Origin of the sequence: Streptococcus sp. 27098_8_91 (assembly GCF_041432385.1) — a bacterium.
In the GTDB taxonomy this organism is placed as follows: domain Bacteria; phylum Bacillota; class Bacilli; order Lactobacillales; family Streptococcaceae; genus Streptococcus.
The window spans coordinates 237096-255207 of record NZ_JAPVZN010000002.1; the positions used below are offsets into that span (position 1 = coordinate 237096).

Sequence of the window (18112 nt, forward strand, 5' to 3'; positions counted from 1 at the left end):
CTAGTCTTCTAGTTCATCCTCCCAAATCTCTTCTTTCACGGCATCCTTATCGTATGGAAGTACGATAGTAAAGGTAGATCCCTTGCCATATTCACTCTTGGCCCAGATAAATCCCTTATGTTGCTTGATGATTTCCTTGGCGATAGCCAATCCTAGTCCTGTTCCTCCTTGAGCACGACTTCTAGCCTTATCAACCCTATAAAAACGGTCAAAAATCTTTGGTAAATCTTCTTTAGGAATCCCAAGTCCTTGATCTGAAATAGATAAAATCATCTGATCATCTGTAGTTTTCATGTTAACAGTGATTTTTCCACCATCTGGTGAATACTTGATAGCGTTATTCAGGATATTGTCAATCACCTGGGTCATCTTATCTGTATCAATCTCAATCCAAACAGAAGTAATCGGATAGTCTCTCACCAACTCGTACTTCTTCTCCTCATCTTGACTTTTCATTTTATCAAAACGATTAAGGATAAAGGTGATAAAGGCCGTAAAGTTTATCAACTCAACATCTAAGTGACTAGTTGCGTTGTCAATCCGTGAGAGATGCAAGAGATCCGTCACCATCCGCATCATACGGTTGGTTTCATCAAGAGAAACCTTGATAAAATCTGGAGCAACTGGTTCTGTCAGCGCTCCTTCGTCCAAGGCCTCAAGATAGGATTTTACACTGGTCAAAGGTGTACGCAACTCATGACTAACGTTCGAAACGAAAAGCCTTCTCTCACGTTCTTCCTTCTCTTGTTCAGTCGTATCATGTAGAACTGCTACTAAACCAGAGATAAAGCCAGACTCTCTACGAATCAAGGCAAAACGAACGCGCAAACTGATATACTCGCCATTAAGATTCTGCGAATAAATCATCAGCTCAGGGCTCTGAGTAATAAGTTCTCTCAGCTCATACTCTTCTTCAATCTTGAGTAATTCTAAGATATTTTGATTAAGAGCATCATCCCTTTCAACTCCAAGTTGCCTCTTGGCCATATCATTGATCATGATGATTTGCCCACGACGATTGGTTGCAAGCACTCCATCTGTCATATAGGACAAAATACTATGCAACCTTTTACTCTCTTGTTCCAGATTTTCCTGAGTCAGACGAATGACTTCAGACAAATCATTAAGATTGTTAGTGATATTAGTTATCTCTGAACTTCCCTGCATATCCAAAACCTGAGAATAATCACCATCAATCAAATCTTTTATTTTCTGATTGATCTGCCTCAAACGAATATTATCACGACGACTCTCAAGCAAGAGAAAAGACACTAACAGAATAAAGCCAATTAAGATGAGGATAAAGATAAAGTCGCTCGTCAAAATTGTTTGTCTAATTACTTCAATCATTATTTCTCATATAATATCCTACACCACGACGAGTTAGGATGTATTCAGGTCTACTTGGTGTGTCTTCAATCTTCTCGCGCAAACGCCTAATGGTTACATCAACTGTACGGACATCTCCAAAATAGTCATATCCCCAAACAGTTTCAAGAAGATGTTCTCGAGTAATAACTTGTCCAAGATGAGAAGCTAAATGATGCAAGAGTTCAAATTCACGGTGGGTTAGGTCTAACTCTTCACCATATTTCTTAGCCACGTAGGCATCTGGTAAAATCTCCAAATCGCCAATCTGCAGACTTTGTAATTTCGTTTCAGGTTCTTGGCTATCAACTGAAACAAGATCTGTACGACGGAGAAGAGCTTTAACACGGGCCTGTAGTTCACGATTTGAAAATGGCTTGGTTACATAGTCATCCGCTCCAAGTTCAAGACCGATAACCTTATCAAACTCGCTATCCTTTGCTGAAAGCATGATAATAGGAACACTACTTGTCTTACGAATAGTTTTTGCGACCTCAAGTCCATCAATCTCAGGAAGCATCAAATCCAAGATAATAATATCTGGTTGCTCAGCTTCAAATTGTTCAAGTGCTTCACGACCATTAAAAGCAGTTACAACTTCATAACCCTCCTTGGTCATATTAAATTTTATAATATCTGAGATGGGTTTTTCATCATCTACAATTAGTATTTTTTTCATTTAGTCACCTTTTTCCTTATCTCATTATACCAAAAAAATGTAAAGAAGACACGCAAGACCGATGCTAGTGGTTTCTTTTCAAGTAGGATTGCCAGATCTTTTGCTGAGGTTTAGCTAGGGGATAATTGCTAAATTCTTCTGGACTTAACCAAAGGACTTCTCTATCAACATATTCCTGTGTCTCAGCAACTCGCCCTGAAATTATCTGGATATGCCATTTACGATGGCTAAAAATGTGCCTAACCTCTTCAAAACGTAGTTCTTGCCAATCAACTTCAAGATCATAGTCCTGTTCAAAACTCTCCTGTGGAGATGGTCCAAGCTGTAAAATTGGTTCCGCTACTTGACTAAAAAGGTCCAAGTCCTGAGTCTGGTCTGAGAAGTCATCAACTTCAATCAAGGGAAAATGCCAAAATCCTGCCAAGAGTTTTTCACTCTCATTCTTCTCTAATAGAAATTGGCCCTGACTATTTTGCACTACAAGAGCCTTTAGATAAATAGGGATTGGCTTTTTCTTGGGCGCCTTAATGGGATAGCGATCCATGGTTCCATGTTGGTAAGCAGCACTGAACTCCTTAACAGGACTCTCCTCCGGTCTTGGATTAACAGGAGCCTCAATATCTGAACCTAAATCCATCAAAGACTGATTGAAATCACCTGGACGATCAGGATCTATCAGAACTTCCATCATCGCTTGAAATATTTTTCGATTGCTAGGATTTCCAATATCATGATTGACTTCAAACAAACGTGCCAAAACACGCATGACATTGCCGTCTACTGCAGGCTGTGGAAGGTTGAAGGCAATACTAGAAATTGCACCAGCTGTGTAAGGACCAATCCCTTTTAAGCTCGAAATACCTTCATAAGTTGATGGGAATTCTCCATCAAAGTCCTCCATAATCTGCTGAGCTGCAGTTTGCATATTGCGAACACGAGAATAATAGCCAAGTCCTTCCCATGCTTTTAATAAGCGCTCCTCAGGAGCATTTGCTAAGATTTCTACGGTCGGAAACCAGTCTAAAAAACGTTCATAATAGGGAATGACGGTATCAACTCGAGTCTGTTGCAACATAATTTCAGATACCCATATATGATAAGGATTCTTACTCCGTCTCCAAGGTAAATCCCGCTTGTTTTCGTCATACCAGGCTAATAGTTTTTGACGGAAAGAGAGAATCTTGTCCTCTTCCCACATGGTCACACCATATTTCTCCAAATCTAACATATTTCTAGTATAGCATAACCTTTTAGGATACTCAAAAAATCAAGATAGACATTCAATAAAACAAAGACTATAAGACTAAAAGGAAATCTAAAGATTATCTTGTTTAAAATTTGAATAAACACATAGTTTAAAAAGTTTATCAAAATTTAAGATGTCCGGAAACAAAAGTGGAAAAGATTTATTCTGTTCATAATACTCTAATTTTTATATAGTCACTTGTCAATTTTTATTTTTAAATGTTGATTTAAGTTAAATATAGTGGATTGAAATAAGATGTGAACAAAGAGTCAAACTAATTTCTAGCAATGTTTTAGAAGTCGAAATGAACTATTCTTTATTTAGCCTACTATAATAGTTATGATGATTCCCCAAACTTAAGCTAAAAATACAAATAAAAAGAGTTTGAGAAAATCCCAAACTCTACTATTTTTTGATTTTATTTTCTAGCTATCTTTTCATCTTCTTCTAGTTGCTTAACTAATTGATCAACGCTATCAAATTTTACCATATCACGGATACGGTCCAACCAGGAAACGATGACAGTTTCCCCATAGATATCGTCGGAAAAATCAAAGATATGAACTTCAAAACGCTCTTCTTCGCCATCAAAGGTTTCATTTTTACCTAGACTCGCCATACCACGATAGACTTTTCTTTGAATTTCAACGTCAACAGCATAAACACCATCAGCTGGCATATATGTCCTATCCAAGTTGACTAGATTAGCTGTCGGGAAGCCAATAGTTCGACCTCGAGCATTTCCGTGAACCACTACACCTCTCGTTGGTAAAGGGAATCCCAAAAGTTTGCCTGCTTCTTTTACATCTCCTTCTAGAATGGCTTGGCGAATGCGCGTTGAACTAATTTTCCCCTTTTCGTCCTCAACTGGTGGAACAATAACTACTTCACCATGGAAAAGTTCTTTTAAATCCTCAGCTGTTTTTCTATCTGAACCAAGAGTATAGTCAAAACCAACTACAATCGTATCTGCCTTTGCTTCCTTGACGTAGGTATCAATGAATTCTTTTGCAGTCATATTTGCTACTCGACTAGTGAAATCCATCAAATATAAGCTCTCAACTCCAGCTCTCTTCAATCTACGTTCACGTTCACTAGCATTCAAAATATGCAATAAGTGTTCAGGTGAGTATTGATTAAGTGTTAGTTTTGGTGATTCGTTGAAGGTTACTAAAGCTACTCCCTGGCGCTTTTCAGCAGCAATCTTAGAAGCTATATCAAATAATTTTTGATGTCCAAGGTGAACTCCATCAAAATAACCAAGTACAAGGACGTTTGGTCCTGGTGTTGCAATGTCTTTTTCTGTTTTAATAGGTACTGTAATAATCATAGTATTTATTATACCAAAAAAATGGCGCTTTCAAAACAATTTAGACTGAATTCACCTCATAAAACTTAGAGAAAACTTTCTTTCACTTCTTTTCGCAACAACTCTAGACTTTCAACCCCGTACTTGTCCATAACTTTAGGTAGATTTTCAATGATATCAGGGCAGGCGTAAGGATTCGTAAAGTTTGCTGTACCGACTCCAATCGCTGAGGCACCCGCCAAGTACATTTCTATTGCAGCTTCAGCAGAATCTACTCCCCCCATACCAATGATTGGAAGATTAGTTGTTTGAGCTACTTGACGGATTAGTTTAAGAGCTACCGGAAAGACAGCAGGTCCAGACATTCCACCAGTACCGTTGGCAATGATTGGTTTTCTAGTTTTGAGATCAAATCGCATACCAACAAGGGTATTAATCATGGTTAAGCCACTAGCTCCTGCGTCCTCTACTGCTTTTGCGATGGTTACAATATCAGTTACACTTGGAGTCAATTTAACGTAAACAGGAACTGACGATGCCTCTACGGCTGCTTTTACCACATCATAAGCCAAATCAGGGTCTTGCCCAATTAGTAGTCCGTGATTTCCATGGTCGACATTTGGACAAGAAATATTGAGCTCAATAGCTTTCACGTTTCTTGCCTTTGAAATTCCATGAGAAACTGTTGCGTATTCTTGTTTCGAGAAACCTGCTACATTAGCAATTATAGGAAGATTGGGATACTCTTTTTCTAGCCAAGGTAACTTTTCAGAGAGAACTACTTCTAAACCAGGATTTTGTAAACCAATGGCGTTAAGCATACCAGCAGGTGTTTCTGCCACTCGTGGAGTAGGATTCCCAAAACGTGGTTCAAGGGTTGTAGCCTTTATCATGATAGATCCTAATTGGTCTAAATCATAGTATTTGGCATACTCTTGACCAGACCCAAAACAGCCTGAAGCAGGAATGATAGGATTCTTTAATTCTAATCCTGGTAGAGAAACTTGTAATCGATTTGTTGTCATGTCACTCTCCTTATATAACAACTGTTCCTGTTTTAAAGACAGGTCCATCTTCACAGACACGTTGACTAACTGTTTCACTATCTGGAACTTTTAAGACGCAAGCATAGCAAGCCCCCATCCCACAAGCCATACGAGATTCTAGAGATAGATAAGCTCTTGGATGGTCGAAAAATGTTTGATTGATGTATTTCATCATACCAGGTGCTCCGCATGAGTAGATGGCATCAAACTCACTATCCAATTCATTTATCACTACCGAAACATTTCCTTTGATACCATAGGAGCCATCGTCTGTTGTCACAAAAACTTGACTATATTGAGCTAATTCGTCTTCCAAGATAACAGCATCTTTAGTAGCAAAACCTAGAACAGTTGTAATTTCTACACCTCTCTCATGAAGTTGTTTAGCTACTTCAAGTAAAGGAGGTACACCGATTCCTCCACCAACAAGAAGAACTTTGCTATGCTTGTCTAGTTCAGATAGATCAAAGCCATTTCCTTGAGGCCCCATAACATCTAAACTATCACCTGATTTTAAGCTTGAAAAGATTGCTGTACCAGAACCCTCAACTCGATAAATCAGATGACATTGTTTCTTAGGCTTATCTATGGATGAGATTGAAATTGGACGACGCAAGAGATGGGCATCATCGGGCACACGCAAATGAAGAAATTGTCCAGCTTTCATAGCTTCAACCATTTCTCCTTCGAGAACTAGTTCAAAGATCACTGGTGCGATTTCCTCTTGCGCAATCACTTTCATGTTTTCTAAACGAATAGCACCCATACGCTTCTTACAATTTGGATTCATAACTTTTCCTCCTTAAATTTTAAGGGGATCAGATAAAGAAAAACCTTGCAATTGCAAGGTTTCAGGTAAGATATTTACACAAAAGCAGCAAATAAGCACTTGCTTACTTGTTTCAATCGTAGTTTCTTTTCTCTGACACCTTGTAAGTCTCTCTGGACTTCCCTTAAAGGTTAAATTTTCACTAGTATACTGTATCAAACGTGAAAAGTCAAGTAAAAATAGGTAAGGTATCAGTTCATGAAAGTGGCTTACTTTTGTGAAGAAAGAATCTGCTCTAATTTTTGATAATCTTTGACACTATCGATTTCATAGATAGAATTTTCTTCCAACTCTTCTACATAAACATCTAGTTCTTTGATATTATCTTTAACCATATTGTCCCAATAGAGGTCAACAAACTCGCCACTTGCATAGGCTTCATCGATAAAATCAACAATCTTTTCAGCTGTTGGAGCATCCCAGAATGATACACCACTCAAGATGCGTCCATTTTTGCTATCGACAATGATATCTTGAACTTTGTAATCATCTCCATAAACTAGGAACCACTCATTATCACAGTCTTCACGATAAACACTAAAATAAGTCGAACGAGTCAAATCATTGCGGAACATATTCTTGAAAAGATAGTTATCTGCGTCGATAACATAGCTGTTGGCTAGCTCTTCTTTCACCAAGTAAAGTGAGTAAAAGTTATTGTAATCAGCATACTTATCGTTGAAGACCAAACGAACTCCGTACTTTTCTTTAAGATAGTCGAATTGTTCTTTTAAATAACCTACAACGATGATAATGTCATCAATTCCGCGTTCTTTTAAAAATTCAATTTGATATTCAACCAATGGCTTTTGATTGACTTTAACCAAGGCTTTGGGAGTGTTTTCTGTCATGGGTCTCAAACGAGTTCCCAATCCCGCTGCTAAGATAATCGCTTTCACGCGTTTTCTCCTTTATTCTTTAATAATAATATAAACACCAGCCATTACGATAAGTGAAGTAATGATGGTCAGTAAATTAAGGGGCGACCCCAAGAAAATTGCTGCAAACAAAACAGTCCATACCACATAACTCACATTTAGACCTGTTGCTTTTGCTGGCTGTAATCGATTAATAGCAATATAGTAGGCTAGATAAGAAATCATATCAAACGCTGCAAAGACTATCAATAGACCAAATAATTGGCCATTTGCCACTTCTACAAATGAATGATGTGTAAAGAGTACAATGACTAAATAAGACAAGAAGGATGTGACTTGTCGAATCAAGAGGGCTTCAATTTCACTGAGATCACTTTCCATAGCAAAAGAGCTAAGAACACTTTCGCTTCCCCAAGCAAGGGCACAAATCAATGCACATAAAATTCCGATATAGAAAGAATTCACTTGCTCTGCTTTATAGGTCTGAGCAATAATCCCAGCAATGATTAGAAAGATACCAAAAATTGTATTTTTGGAAATCTTGTGCTTCAAAAAGAAGAAGGCTAGCAAGACTGAAACAGCAGGATAAATCGCTGAAACAGACGATGCTAGAGAACTTCCAATATACTTAACTGCATAGAGATTGGCCTGCATACCAATCGGCCCTGCCAGTAAAGCACCAATAATAACACTGACATTTCGAATATTCAAGAAGATTGAAAATCGTACTTTTCCTTCCTTAACTAGAAGAAATCCTAGTAAGATAAAAATACTGAGGAAGTCGTGTGCTGCTGCTACTACAAAGGGCGATAAATCAGTGAATATTGAAAAGATATAAGCACTAATAGTTAATCCTAATCCCCAGAACACACCTGATAGTAGCCCAAAAGAAACCCCGTTTTTAGTCTTCATCAGAACCTCCCATAGAATTCAACTCTTTCACAGCTCTATTGTAACGAGAGATTCCATAATCTCCGAAATCTGCACCATTTTCTTCTTTGTAGATAGTCCAGAGACTCCAAATAATGTCCTGCAAGATTTTGTAAATACGAATTTTTTCCCGAGAAACTGGTGTCAGGTCACTTTCATAATGACTTAAGAAGTTCTCTTCTTCGTCTGAAGTAAACTCAGATTCTAAGAAGAGGGCTGCCAAATCCCACATAGGATCATTCATAGATGAATATTCCCAATCAATCAGATAAAGGTGACCATCTGGTCCTTCTATGAAATTTTCAGGAACCAAATCAATGTGACATGATTTCTTATCGATACCAATTTCTTCAAGCTCTTCTTTCAGAGAAAATACTAACTTTCTGACAGTTTCATAGTTCGGATAGGAAATCTCCCCTTGAATCAAGGTTTCATATTTTTTGATTTCCTCAAAAGGAGCAAACTCCCCTTTTAATTCCTTACCCGAAGCATGAACCGTTTGTAAAATAGGCGCAATCTTTTCAAACTTAGTCTTGATAGTAGTGGAATTAAGAGTATTCGCAGATTTAATGTACTGATTAACCTTGATACCTGCTTCAATATCGAAAAGATAATTTTCCACATCAAGTTTTAAATCTTTTAACAAGTCCAGATTAAATTTCTCATTCTGGCGGTTGATCAATTTATCTGTGCCTTTTCCGAAAAACTTAACGATATACTGATTTGAGGTTGTCTTAACCAAATAGTTTTGATTAGTCATTCCTCCTAGTTGTTCAACACTTAAAATATCTTCATCAGTTGATAGTAAAGATGTCAGTTTTTCCTTAATGATTTTTTCCACAATCTTCCTCCATTAGACTTCCCACTTAAAGACTGTCTTAAATGCGGTATTTAAGTCAGTTGCAAAAACTCGGTGAATATCCTTAATTTCTCGTACTGGTTCTTCTAAATAAATGATATTTTTCAAACGATTGGCAAATCTCTTAATCTCCATCATTTGGATAGCTTTTTCGAAGTCAACACGTCCTGAACGAGAAGAACCTACTAGTAACAAACCTTTTTCCAAGGAATCTCGGGTATTGATGTTGACCTTGTACTCACTAACACCCATCATCAGAATAGTACCTTGTGGTTTGATGTAACGGATGAGATCATTAATAGCAGGTCCGCATCCATCACCACCACAACATTCGAAACCATGATCAAAACTAAGATCTTCTGGAATACTATCTGTAATGTATAGCTCCTTAGCAAAAGAGAAGAGTTCTAATTTTTCCCAATGACGACCAATAACAATAATCTCAGCTTCAGGCAAGGTATAGTTGATAATATTAGCCATTACAAAAGCTAAACTACCATCGCCAATAACTGCAATACGCTGACGTCTGCTGTGAGAAACCGTCAAGAAACGATTCATAGCGTGCATACCCACACTGACAAATTCAGTAATGGCAGCTACTGTATCTTCGATGTCCTCGTAAGCTACCACACGATCCTTAGGTAGAGAAACAAATTCTCGCATAAAGCCATCATACCCACTAGACAAAAAATAGGTTCCTGTCATATAGTTTTCATAAAATTCCTCATCACTCTGCATAGGTGGTTGATTGGGAATCATGACAACCTTCTGACCAACTTTGTAGGTACCTGTGGGATCAGAAATAACAGTTCCACAAGACTCATGAATCATAGCCATTGGAAGTTTCTTTGATAAAATTTTTGGATCACGTTTTCCTTGATAGTAACGTTGATCCGCATGACAAACCGCCATAAAGTTTGGTCGAATAAGGATATGATTCTCTTGATCAATCTCTTCTTCTTGGTATTTGATATTGATAAATTTGGGTTTTGTCAGTTGATAAATTTGATTAATCATGTCTCTAGTCTTTCTCAATCATGCTTTTAGCAATCTTCAAGTCTGTAACTGTTGTGATTTTTAGATTTGAGTATTCACCCTTAGCCAAGGCTACATCTTTACCCTTAATGACAAAGATTTTACATGCATCTGTCAAAATTTCTTTTTCTTCTTCGGATAAAGAACCATACAAATCAATAAAGTCTTTACAACGGAAGGTTTGTGGAGTCTGTCCTTGGTATAGATGAGCGCGATTTGGAATATCTGTGATGAACTGACCATTTGTACTTTCAACAATGGTATCCACAGCTTCAACCACGGTATCAACAGCATCATGGTTTTTAGCGAGTTCAATATTATCTTGAATCATTCGAAGAGTGATGAAAGGACGAACTGAATCATGCGTCACCACGATATCATCTGCTGTCAGTGGACGGTATGCATCAATAGCCTCAATAATCTTTTTAATACTAGAATTACGGTCTGCACCACCTTTTGTGATGATAATACGGTCCTTGTGGAGTGGAAGGAATTTTTCAACTAAATCTTCTGCGTGTGTAACCCAGTCACCATGAACTCCAACTACAATCTTTTCAATACTTGGTTCCAAAACAAATTTTTCAATAGTATGAATCAAGATTGGGCGATCTCCCAACTCAAGAAATTGTTTGGGTAAATTACTAATCCCCATGCGCGTGCCGGTTCCACCTGCTAAAATTCCAGCGTAGATCATTTTAATACTCCTTTAGTCTGTTCTTAAAAAAACTCATTCTTTACTATTATATCACAACCTAGCCCTTTATCGAAATAAATACTAGAATTCTCTAGTCAGAAATAGCCTAGGCATACCTTTAGGGAAAGTAACTTGAATGATAAAAAATCTCAACTCTGTTTTCAACAAATATAGAGTTTTTCAGAATAGTATAGAAAACTTAAAGAAAACTTAAAGAAAACTTAAACTAAATAAAAAGTTGAGATTGTAGCCAGAGATAATTCCAAGCTAACAATTCTCAACTCTATTCAATCATTTTTCGTTTATTTTTCTTCTTGCTCACCGATGCCCTTAACAGCTTTCTTAAACTCGGCAAGCATTTTTCCTACTGACTCGCCTAACTCTGGTAAGCGTTTTGGTCCAAAAATCAATAGCGCTCCAAGGACAATGACTATCAAGCCTGGTGCACCAATATCACGTAAGATTCCCATTTTTTTCTCCTTTCCTTTTTCTCTTAATCATCCATTTACTAATAGCGATACTAACCTCATACAAAAGGATTAGGGGAACAGTCATCGCTAAATCGCTAATAAAATCAGCAGGTGTCAATATAACTGCCAATACCAATAAAATGAAGTAAGCATAACGTCTATAAGCAATGAGTAGGCCAGGCCCAATCAAACCAATTGAGGTAAAAAAAGCAATGATAACTGGCAATTCAAAGATAAATGCTAGTGGTACAGTAGTTTGAAAGACAAAAGCTAGATAATTTTGCGCCGTTAACTGCGTTTCAAATAAGTTTTCACCCAGTCCCAGTAAGACCTGAAGTAAAGCTGGTGTCACAAAATAAAAGCCAAAGGCTAATCCCAAGATAAAACAAAGGAAAGTTGCAGGGATATAAGCAAAAATCGCTCCTGCTTCTTCAGTTTTAAGTGCTGGTCGAACAAAACTCCAGACTTGATAGACCGTAAAAGGTAAGGTAAGGCTAAAGGCCATTAAACTTGCTAAACGGAGATAAATCCATAAAATATCATTCGGCCCTAAGACGATTAACTTCTGACTAAAACCTTGTGTGATATACTGATAAACCTGATCGGCAAATAATATTGAAAGGCAGAAAACTAGAAAGAAGCAAACAACTACTGCTAGCAATCTCTTTCTAAATTCTACCAAATGTTCAATAATTGTCAATTCCTTTTGATCCATCATTTTTCACCCTGTCTAATGGTAATTAGAAAAACTACGAGGATAAAGATAATCTGACCTGCTAACCCTTCCCAACTAGGGTAAATTCCCAATATATCAATACTTGGTATTCCTGAGATCAGATGGTTTGGAATCATATTTGTCAACTGTAAGGCATGGATACTGACTCCCGTCATCTTAAAGGCTAAGACATAAATCATCCAAGTCAGGATAAAGAAAACCTTATGAGGCAGGAAAAATTGACTAGCCTTGTTCATCACAAAGGCAATCACGACTAAAACTGAGAGGGCTAGAGAAATTCCTAGGACAAAATCAAAACTAGAAATCCTTGGCAGAATCCCCACATAGAATAAAACCGTCTCAGCACCTTCACGAAATACCGCTAGAAAACTCAGAGCAAACATAGAAAGAAAAGAACCTGTTTTCGTAACAGTTTGCATCTGCGATTCCATAAAAGCATTCCATTTTTTAACAGAGGATTTGCTATGAAGCCAAATACCGATTAAAATCATCATGATAACCGCAAAAATCCCGACTGCACCTTCGATGATTTCACGGTTAGTTCCTGAGGTGACTGCTGGAAAGGCAAGCTGTAGGATATAGGCAATTAAAAGACTGGCCACTATTCCCGCAAATGCACCACCATAGACCCACTTGAGCCCCTTTCTCATCTTAGCAGCTTTCAAAGTTGTCACAAGCGCCATGACAATCAAGAGGGCTTCTATACCTTCTCGGAGCAAGATGAGCATGGCGTCAAATGCATTATAGGAAGCGCTAGTATCAATTTGAGATAGCTCTGCAATCAAGCTAGAAAGCTTTTCTTGATATTCACTTTCCTTTCCCTTAACCATGATGACAGGACTTTCACTTTCAACCTTGGTATAAAGTGAAGGATTGGTTGTACTTACAGAACCTTCGATAGTTGGCCAAATAGTAATAAACTCCTTCATCGTCGCAGCTGCATCACTATCTTGACCAGCTTGAAATTGTGTCAAGGCCTTTTTTAAAAGGTCTATCCCATCCTTCAGTGTCAGATTGGATGATGTCGTCGCAACTTCTGTACCTTCAACAAAGTTAGAAATAGCTTTTTTCAAATCATCAAAGGATGCCTGAATAGTATCAAAGTTCGTTGGTTCAGTCTCAATGCTACTACGTAGGAAGGAAATTGCTGTTTCCACTTGTCCGTAATGAGCTGTACTATGGTCGCGAACCACTGCTTCATTGATGGTCCAGGTTGAATTCATTTTTTTATAGGCTTCTCTTACTGCTTCCAGATCTTGAGAAGCGATTGCCTTGTCTAAGGCTTGAAAACGAGGTTCTAATCGTAAAACAAGTTTCTCTTTTTCTGCATCAAGGTCGACTGGATTTTGCTCTTTCTCAAATGTCAAAAGGGCTAAAGAAATCTGAGTTAGCTGGTCTTCAGTAATATCACCAGTTAAGGCCAACTTTTCTTGAACTTTACGTCCTGCTTCAGAGTCAGAATTCTCGACTTTCTCGAATTCTTTGGTCATTTCATCGATTAGTTTTCTTGCCTGATCTTGTTTGCCTTCTTTAACAGCTTTAGTTGCATCAGTTATTTTCACAAAGTAGGGACTCAAATTTTCCTTAGCTCCTACCGGAAAAATCAACAGAAAGAAACAAGCACATAGGAGGATAATACTTTTAAGGTTCCAATAATTTCTGCCCAATGTAACCTCCCTTCTCTACTCCACCAAAGCAGGCAAAAAGTCCACTGCCTATATGGGTAACGTACTCATTCATTTTATCCGTAGCCCCCAGATTGGTCTGCACCTTAACAAAGTTATCTGGGTCCTTTTGAAAAGAAATAAAGAGTAAACCAGTGTCAAACTGACCAGTCTTTTCATCTATGCCATCAGAATAAGAATAAGAGCGACGCAGGAGAGGTTTATCCACTTCTTTTGCTAAGCGTACATGAGAATCGTCAGGAAGAAGACTCAAGTCCACCTCATCAAATTCGTTTTTCTTACCAAAAGGAGCTCCACTTTCCTTATAGCGCCCAAAGGTATTTTCTTGCTCCTCCAGATTGGTTCGGTCCCAAGTATCAAGGAACATCTGGATGCGACGAACGGCCATGTAGGAACCATTTTCCATCCAGTCCTTACTGTCTGCCCACACAATCTGATCAAATTCTTTCTCAGTAGTGACATTAGCAGTCCCGTCTTTAAAGCCAAAGAGATTCCGAGGAGTTTCCATACGATTACCGATAGCTGCAAAACCTGATTGACTCCAACGAAGAGTAACTGCATTCCTACCCTTACGAATAAGGTTACGAATAGCATGAAAAGCAACTTGCTCATCATCAGCACAAGCTTGGATAACTATATCTCCACCCATGTACTTTTCTCGTAACTGTTCTTTTGGAAATGGAGGTAAATCTCTGAAAAGTTTGGGACGTTTGTTCTCTAGTTTCAGCTTTTCTAGGAAACTAGCCGAAATTCCAAAGGTCAGGGTCAAACGATGAGGATTAAGCCCAACTGTTTCTCCAGTATCACTCGGAGGCAAGAGGCTATTGTTACCATCTTTTTTAACCAATTCTCCTTCTACAAGTTTGGCACTATAATCCGTCCAATCTTTAAATAACTGGATGATTTTCTCTTTGTCAGTTGTATGCAAATCTAAAACCACAAAATAAATGTTTTTCTGCATAACAGTTGTAATGCCAGCTTGGTGTTTGCCATAGAAGGCTATCTTTTCATCCCCGTACGAGATTTTCTCCTGACCATCAAGCTTAGGTGCGAAAAAAGCAGAAGCACCGGAGAGACCAAGTGCGAGACCAGCACCTCCGATACCTGCTTTTTTTAGAAATTCTCGACGGTCCATTTTTTGTTCAAAAAATTTTTCGCCTTTGTTTGTCATATTACTTATTCTCCACCAAGAAATTTACCCATTTGTGATAATGGTTCACCAAGTTTTGTGACTGCTTCAGACAATTCTTTGGTATCTTCTTTCGTTAAGTCTGTATAGAGCTTATAGTGTTCCTTATCCGTCATGTGTTTGTCTAACAAACTATTGACAGATTTGAAATCTTCCTCTAACTCCTTAACCAAGGCTGCATCTGATTTTTCAAGCAAAGGTTTAAAGAGTTGGAAAATCTTTTCAGCACCTTGGATATTGGCACGAAAATCATACAAATCTGTATGAGAATAAATCTCCTCTTCGCCAGTAATCTTACTTGTCGCTACTTCATTTAAAAGATCAACAGCCCCAGTTAGCATAATCTTGTAATCAACATCTACAGTCGCAATCTTAGCCTTCAATTCCTTAATGTCATTTACCAGTTGGTCACCATACGACTCAGTTCCTTTGGTTGTGTTTTCCTCCCAAAGAATGCGCTCGATACGGTGGAAACCAGACCAACCTTCTTCGGTCTTGTTTTCATCTAAGTAGTCTGCTAATCGAAAATCAATCTTCACATCAGATTCTCCAAAGCTCTCTGCAATCGGCTCTGAACGTTCATAAGACATACGGATTAAAGGGTAGGCCTTTTTAGCTTCTTCTAGCTTACCATCCTTCAATAGTTGAACAAAACCTTCTGTATCCGTTAAAAGTTTATCAATCTGTTCTTCCACAAAGGTTTTGTAGTCACTAGTTGCCTTATCCAATAGTTTTTGGTTATCTTCTGACAATTTTGCGACCTGAGATGAATCACTTGTAGTTGACGATTGTTCAAAACGAACTGCACAAGCTGATAACAACAAAGTCGAAGATAAAAGGATAAAACCAAGTTTTTTCATATAACGCTCCTATTAAATCATGGGAATCCCATTTTTTAATAAATTATATCATAGTTTTTCTAATTATTCAATAAATTGTCAGAAAATTTAATGTTACAAGCTGTAAATTAACATTAGACATTTCTATCTAAAATTGATAAAATAAGGAGTAAAAATTGTTAAAGGAAACCTTAAATCTTATGATGAATATGCAAAACATGATGCGTCAAGCTCAAAAACTTCAAAAACAAATGGAGCAAAGTCAGGCTGAACTTGCTGCTACAGAATTTGTTGGAACTTCTGCCCAAAACCTTGTAACTGCTACACTAACAGGGGACAAGAAAGTTACAAAAATTGATTTCAATCCAGCAGTTGTTGACCCAGAAGATATTGAAACTCTATCAGATATGACAGTTCAAGCAGTCAATGCTGCTCTTGAACAAATTGATGAAGCAACTAAAAAGAAACTAGGTGCTTTTGCTTTTGCTGGTAAATTACCATTCTAATAGCATAAAAAGAGGCTGATGTTCAATTCAGCCTCTTTTGTCTTACCTAGAAAGTAAATATTTCTGCTGCTTTCTTGAGAAGCAAATCCGTATATTCAGGATCTTCCTGAGCGGTCTCAAGCTCTTCTTTAATTCTTTCTAGATCATCTGTTATCATACCATCAACTCCCAAACGTAGGGACTTATCAAAGGATTCCGAACTATTGATTGTCCATACATAGAGTTTTTGTTTTGTATTCCAAAGCTTGGTTACAAAATATTCATCTAAGGTAGAATATTCCATGGTATAGCCTGTTGCATTCGTTCTTGGAAAAACGGAATTATAGGGAAGAATGAAATAGACTGGAATTTCCTTATCATACTGGGTTACTTTTTCAATAACATGGTAATCCAAAGATTGCATCTGATGCCCATAGACTTTGATCTTTGCCCCATATTGATCTAGAAAATGATCCATCATTTGAGCACTATCTTTTCGACTCGTTTTTATTTCGATCAGCAATTTCTGATGAAGGTCATTGGCACGATTTATATAATCATCAAAGCTGGAAATTTTGGTCTGATAACCATTTTCATAAATATCTAATTGCTTCAACTCATCTAAAGTTAAGTCTTGCGGTGTTACATTTAATCCCGCTAAACTTTTTAGGTTAGCATCATGCATCATGACAAACTGACCATCCTTGGTTTCCTGCACATCCATCTCAACTAAATCTGGTTTTAACCGAGCTGTTTTTTCTAAGGATTCAACTGTATTTTGGACACCATTCCCATTAGAAACTCCTCTGTGAGAGATGACAAGTGGAGGATTGACTACGGGTGCTTCGAGATAAATATAGCCTTCAATCGCAAAGAAGATACTTGCGCACCCCATTACACCCCATCTCATAATATGGTTCTTTTTCCGTCTTGGCATAATATCCAACTCCTCTCCAGTTAAAAAGGAGGTAAACTTAACCAAGAAGTAGGTTAAAGACATATAGTGGATATTTTTAATCAAAATATAGTTTGAAATAGCTAGAATCAAGGATTCTCGGTGTGTGAGACCATCTGCTAAAGACTGGATCATCAATAGAGGAATTAAAGGTAAATAAAAGAAAAGATTCGTTTTGACAAGGATTAGAAAGAGATGCCAAGCGTAAAACCAGAATTGATTTCTAGTTCTTTCAAGACTATAGAGCACAGCTTCCTTGACTGTCATCTTGTCATACAAGATTTTTGGAAGAACAAATACTAACTTAACAGAAACGTAGAGGAAGAGGATTGACAAGATGATAATACCTAGCCACCACATCCAGTATTTATCTTCCATGTAGGTCTGAATAAACTCTGGGATTACGATTTTATTAAAATAATAAATCTTTAAAATCTTCCTGATAAAAGGAAAAAGCATGGCAACATAGAAGAAGATAAATAAGGCTTTTGTAATTGTCAGACCTTTCATAAAGACAAGACTCTCACGAAAGACCTTACGACTGTATTCTATCAGTGTTCTTTTCTCATGATAGAGAAGATGACGCGCCCCTATAAAGAGAAGACTGAGTTGAAAATAAGCAACTAAAAGGTTAAGAATGATTAAGATTAAGAAGCCAATACTGACTATAGGAGCATTTTTGATAATGGCAAAAATGTTATTGTAAGAAATAAACAAATAGCCCGTCTGACTTAGCAAAAAACCCGCTATCAATGAATTCAAAGGTAACCAAATATAGTCGACCAACATAAAGATTAAAAAAAATAGAAAGAGGATTTTATCAAGATTGAGGTAAATCTTTTTAAAACCCAATTTTTTAGGCTTTTCAGGTTTCATAAAA

The 18112-nt window shown here is 37.5% G+C and carries 18 protein-coding genes; 1 reads left to right on the forward strand and 17 read right to left on the reverse strand.

Annotated elements, in window-relative coordinates:
• From vicK to efeO, 16 genes are all read right to left on the reverse strand, one after another.
• A complete protein-coding gene (vicK, locus tag O3611_RS03045) occupies positions 1-1350 on the reverse strand; it encodes a cell wall metabolism sensor histidine kinase VicK (protein WP_248034301.1) in 1350 nt (449 codons plus the stop codon).
• Positions 1343-2047: a response regulator YycF gene (gene yycF / locus O3611_RS03050; protein WP_075231732.1), complete on the reverse strand. Its 705-nt coding sequence runs from the start codon at positions 2045-2047 to the stop codon at positions 1343-1345. The genes vicK and yycF overlap by 8 nt, the downstream gene beginning before the upstream one ends.
• Positions 2048-2111: 64 nt before the next feature.
• Entirely contained in the window at positions 2112-3275 is a 1164-nt protein-coding gene (gene mutY / locus O3611_RS03055; RefSeq protein ID WP_371607788.1) for an A/G-specific adenine glycosylase, read from the reverse strand.
• Between the two features lie 436 nt (positions 3276-3711).
• Positions 3712-4623 (reverse strand): bifunctional riboflavin kinase/FAD synthetase, encoded by a 912-nt coding sequence (locus tag O3611_RS03060; protein ID WP_371607789.1) that lies wholly within the window; start codon positions 4621-4623, stop codon positions 3712-3714.
• A gap of 65 nt (positions 4624-4688) precedes the next feature.
• Positions 4689-5675 (reverse strand): dihydroorotate dehydrogenase, encoded by a 987-nt coding sequence (locus O3611_RS03065; protein ID WP_371607790.1) that lies wholly within the window; start codon positions 5673-5675, stop codon positions 4689-4691.
• A complete protein-coding gene (locus O3611_RS03070) occupies positions 5638-6438 on the reverse strand; it encodes a dihydroorotate dehydrogenase electron transfer subunit (protein WP_371607791.1) in 801 nt (266 codons plus the stop codon). The genes O3611_RS03065 and O3611_RS03070 overlap by 38 nt, the downstream gene beginning before the upstream one ends.
• 248 nt (positions 6439-6686) lie before the next feature.
• Positions 6687-7376, reverse strand: coding sequence for a sugar phosphate nucleotidyltransferase (locus O3611_RS03075; RefSeq protein ID WP_311523507.1), 690 nt, complete (start codon positions 7374-7376; stop codon positions 6687-6689).
• Between the two features lie 12 nt (positions 7377-7388).
• Entirely contained in the window at positions 7389-8267 is an 879-nt protein-coding gene (locus tag O3611_RS03080; RefSeq protein ID WP_311523505.1) for a DMT family transporter, read from the reverse strand.
• On the reverse strand, positions 8257-9126 hold the full coding sequence (locus O3611_RS03085) for a phosphotransferase family protein (protein WP_311523504.1): 870 nt from the start codon (positions 9124-9126) through the stop codon (positions 8257-8259). Before O3611_RS03085 ends, O3611_RS03080 begins: the two co-directional genes overlap by 11 nt.
• Before the next feature lie 12 nt (positions 9127-9138).
• Positions 9139-10161, reverse strand: a complete 1023-nt coding sequence (locus O3611_RS03090) for a ribitol-5-phosphate dehydrogenase (RefSeq protein ID WP_301559981.1) — start codon at positions 10159-10161, stop codon at positions 9139-9141.
• Positions 10162-10165: 4 nt separating this feature from the next.
• Positions 10166-10873 (reverse strand): 2-C-methyl-D-erythritol 4-phosphate cytidylyltransferase, encoded by a 708-nt coding sequence (locus tag O3611_RS03095; protein ID WP_371607792.1) that lies wholly within the window; start codon positions 10871-10873, stop codon positions 10166-10168.
• Positions 10874-11175: 302 nt separating this feature from the next.
• Positions 11176-11343 carry a twin-arginine translocase TatA/TatE family subunit gene (locus O3611_RS03100; RefSeq protein WP_000512114.1) on the reverse strand — a complete coding sequence of 56 codons (168 nt, stop codon included), beginning with the start codon at positions 11341-11343 and terminating at the stop codon, positions 11176-11178.
• Complete coding sequence (tatC, locus tag O3611_RS03105; RefSeq protein ID WP_371607793.1) at positions 11327-12058, reverse strand: twin-arginine translocase subunit TatC; 732 nt, start codon at positions 12056-12058, stop codon at positions 11327-11329. The genes O3611_RS03100 and tatC overlap by 17 nt, the downstream gene beginning before the upstream one ends.
• The gene (locus tag O3611_RS03110) at positions 12058-13746 is read right to left on the reverse strand and encodes an FTR1 family protein (RefSeq protein ID WP_371607794.1); all 1689 of its coding nucleotides are present in this window, start codon (positions 13744-13746) and stop codon (positions 12058-12060) included. The genes tatC and O3611_RS03110 overlap by 1 nt, the downstream gene beginning before the upstream one ends.
• A complete protein-coding gene (gene efeB, locus O3611_RS03115; protein WP_371607795.1) occupies positions 13721-14935 on the reverse strand; it encodes an iron uptake transporter deferrochelatase/peroxidase subunit in 1215 nt (404 codons plus the stop codon). The genes O3611_RS03110 and efeB overlap by 26 nt, the downstream gene beginning before the upstream one ends.
• 5 nt (positions 14936-14940) lie before the next feature.
• Positions 14941-15813: an iron uptake system protein EfeO gene (gene efeO / locus O3611_RS03120; RefSeq protein WP_371607796.1), complete on the reverse strand. Its 873-nt coding sequence runs from the start codon at positions 15811-15813 to the stop codon at positions 14941-14943.
• Between the two features lie 179 nt (positions 15814-15992).
• Between efeO and O3611_RS03125 the strand changes: the two genes are divergently transcribed.
• A complete protein-coding gene (locus O3611_RS03125) occupies positions 15993-16298 on the forward strand; it encodes a YbaB/EbfC family nucleoid-associated protein (RefSeq protein WP_371607797.1) in 306 nt (101 codons plus the stop codon).
• A gap of 46 nt (positions 16299-16344) precedes the next feature.
• Here O3611_RS03125 and O3611_RS03130 read toward each other — a convergent pair whose 3' ends face one another.
• Positions 16345-18108 (reverse strand): glycerophosphoryl diester phosphodiesterase membrane domain-containing protein, encoded by a 1764-nt coding sequence (locus O3611_RS03130; RefSeq protein WP_371607798.1) that lies wholly within the window; start codon positions 18106-18108, stop codon positions 16345-16347.
• Between the last annotated feature and the right edge of the window lie 4 nt (positions 18109-18112).